At 54.8% G+C, this 3,135-nt stretch carries 2 protein-coding genes; both read right to left on the bottom strand.

The window, feature by feature from the left end; genetic code table 11:
• Positions 1–119: 119 nt before the first annotated feature.
• Entirely contained in the window at positions 120–2,318 is a 2,199-nt protein-coding gene (locus tag EJP87_RS14970) for a methyl-accepting chemotaxis protein (protein ID WP_227657673.1), read from the bottom strand.
• A gap of 107 nt (positions 2,319–2,425) precedes the next feature.
• On the bottom strand, positions 2,426–3,055 hold the full coding sequence (locus EJP87_RS14975) for a serine/threonine protein kinase (protein WP_193771428.1): 630 nt from the start codon (positions 3,053–3,055) through the stop codon (positions 2,426–2,428).
• Positions 3,056–3,135: the final 80 nt, after the last annotated feature.

Genomic DNA, 3,135 nt, shown 5'->3' on the forward strand with positions numbered 1-3,135 from the left:
AGACGCAAACGACAATTGGCGATGTCTGGGGAAACATGTTAGCGCATATGGGGCTCCGCCCCTGCACCCCGCCAGGGGGGTGCCCCCCCTGGACCCACATTAATAAAAAACTATAACAATCATGCCCTATAGGCCGGGAGCATGGCAGAGTTTTGGGGCTGGGGCAACGCCCTCTGCACCGCACGCTTGCCAACACGCGCACCCGACCGGGGTACAGCCTCACCCTGACCCGTCTTGAAGAAAGCAATCGCATCCTGCAGGGCATCCGCTTGGGCGGAAAGCTGCTCCGAAGTGGCAGCCATCTCCTCAGAAGTGCCCGCATTGCGTTGGATGGAGTGATCCATCTGCTGGATGGCACTGTTGATCTGAGTGGCACTGTGATCCTGTTCCTGACTGGCTGTGGCAATGCCCTGGATCAACGCCGCGGTTTTTTGAATCTCCGGCACCAACTTGGCCAACATGCTGCCCGCTTGCTCTGCTACCTGCATGCTGGAGGTGGAGAGAGTGCCAATCTCACCGGCGGCATGCTGGCTCCGCTCCGCCAACTTGCGTACCTCGGCAGCAACCACCGCAAACCCCTTGCCATGCTCCCCAGCCCGGGCCGCCTCAATGGCCGCGTTAAGCGCCAACAGGTTGGTTTGCCGAGAAATCTCCTCGATCACCGAAATTTTTTGGGCAATTTCACGCATGGCATGCACCGCCTGAGAGACCGATTGACCCGTAGCAACCGCATCCTGTGCTGCATGCTGCGAAATCTGCGCGGTGGTGACCGCGTGCTGATTGTTCTGCTGAATGCTGTGCGCCATGAGATCCATGGAGGAGGAGGTCTCCTCAATGGCCGCCGCCTGCTCTGCAGAGTTTTGGGCAAAACTTTGCGCCGCATCCGACAGTTGCTGCCCACCGTGCGCCACCTCAACCGAAGATTGCTTGATCTGTTCAATCACCTCACGCAGACGGATGGCACTTTGATCCAAAGCGTCCGCCATGGCACCAATCTCATCCTTTTGCGTGATCTGACTGCTGATGGATAGATCTCCCTCCGCAAAAGCCTGCAGAATGGTGCGCAAAGCGTGGATCGGATCCACAATGCCCTTGCCAATGATCCAGGCCAATAAAGCACCCAAAAAAAGAATAACCGCACTGACGATCAGGGCAAAACGGGCCTGCTGCTGCGAGGCGGTGGCAGCGGCACTGGCCGTGCTGGTCATGTCGTTGCTGGCCTCTTTGACCAGATCCGCCACAATAGGCGTAATGGCATGGGCGGCTGCCCGCATTTTGACACCATGGGTGTTGATCTCCTGATCCTTGGCAACCAGCGCGAGAAAAGCGTCATGATAGCGCGTGATCGTCTCCACAAGGGACTGCTTCTCCGACGCCGTTATGCCAGCCGCTTGAATCACCTGTTGCAACTGCGCAACCCGCTTGCCGACAGCAGCAACATATTTTTCGTCACCCCGTAACAGATAATCTTTTTCATCCTTGCGAATCTCCAGGTAGGCTTGTGCCAGTCCGGGCACATAGAGACCCTCCAATTGCGCCTCAATCTGCTGCGCAGCCTCACGAAAGCCGTCAGAAAGAGCCCCCTTGTCCGCTCCCTGTTGCAGAAAATGCTTGAATTCCGTCCAATATAGCTCAACATTTTTGGTGAGTTGCGTCTTGGCACCAGCGGACAAGGTGGAACGCTCAATGCTCTGCAGCAGATGCTGCATCCGCTTTTCCAGATTCATGACATACTTCAGATCCTTGCGCAGCAGATAATCCTTCTCTACGCGGCGTAAGTGCAGCAAATCCAGAGAGATCTCTTCGCTGTCAAACTCCTTGATCCTTTTTTCCAACGTATGGGCATTTTGCCGAAAAATACCCTGCAAACCAGATTGCGGATCAAGCCCCTTTTCCGTCTCGGCTTGCCCAACCTGAAGGAAGGCTGTCAGATATTCGCCGGATAAACGCTTGATCTCGCCATCCATTTTGGCGCTTGACTCATCCTTGTTGGCCAACGCCGTCTGCATCATCTCATCCACCTGTTTCTGCAGGGCCTGGATCAACGTGCGCACTCCCTCCAGATATTTGCCCTCCTTGCGCAGGAAAAAATCCTTTTCATTGCGGCGGGCTTCCAAAAGCAGCGTATTGACCTGGGTGGCACGGCTTTTTTCCACCTCTGCCCGGTCGAGAATCTCCGTCTGAAAGGTGTATAGTGTCTGGGCCAGCGTGTTTTGGTAGAGCGTGATCACCCCCAAAAAAAGAAGGCCAACTATCCCAAAGCCAAAAGCAATTTTATAGCCGATTTTCAGGTTGTTGAAAATTTGTGCAGGATGCATTGCTCTTTCCCCCTCTGGAAAATATTTATTAAACTCCACGAGTTAAGCAAAATATACGCCAAATATCAATTTTTATCCATTTTGTACTGCCTCACGTCCATGAAAGCTCAATCAAGCCAATCCGGTTCCAAGGGTTCCCGCTCGGTTTGCAACAGATGAAGTTGCTCTTGCAGACCATGCAGTTGTTCCTCCCAATAACGGGGGGCATTGAACCAGGGAAAGGCGATGGGAAAGGCGGGATCATTCCAACGCCGGGCGATCCAGGCGGCATGATGGATCATGCGCAGGGTACGCAGCGGTTCAATGAGCAGTAATTCACGTCGATTAAAGGTGTAGAATGTTTGATATCCACGCAAGAGATAGGCCATTTGGTTGGCTTGTTCGTGCCGATCACCAGAAAGACACATCCAGAGGTCCTGAATGGCCGCGCCCTGGCAGGAGTCATCAAAATCAACCAGCATGGGACCGGTGCTGGTCCAGAGCAGGTTGCCGCTATGGCAGTCGCCATGCAGGCGCAGCTTTTTGTAGGCTCCTGCCTCCTGAAAATAGTCTTGCAAAACGGTCAACAGTTGGCCGGTGATCTCTTGATAGCTTCTTTGCATGCCAGAGGGGAGCAGTCCGCTGGCCAGGACATGTTGCACGGCAGGTTCTCCCCAGGTGGCAACCGAGAGAGTCAGGCGGTGGCGATAGGGGCGCAGGGCGCCGATGGCATGCAGACGGCCCAGCAGACGGCCCAATTGTCCCCCTGGGGGGTTGCCTCTCTCCAGCAAAGTTCAGGATCGACGCAGCCCATGGCGTGAGTTTGCCTTCATGTTTC

Source organism: Candidatus Magnetaquicoccus inordinatus (assembly GCF_004217665.1).
In the GTDB taxonomy this organism is placed as follows: Bacteria; Pseudomonadota; Magnetococcia; order Magnetococcales; family Magnetaquicoccaceae; genus Magnetaquicoccus; species Magnetaquicoccus inordinatus.

What these genes read in the sequence shown, in the direction of transcription:
- EJP87_RS14970 (WP_227657673.1), bottom strand. Translation starts at nt 2,318, where the DNA reads ATGCATCCTGCACAAATTTTCAACAACCTGAAAATCGGCTATAAAATT.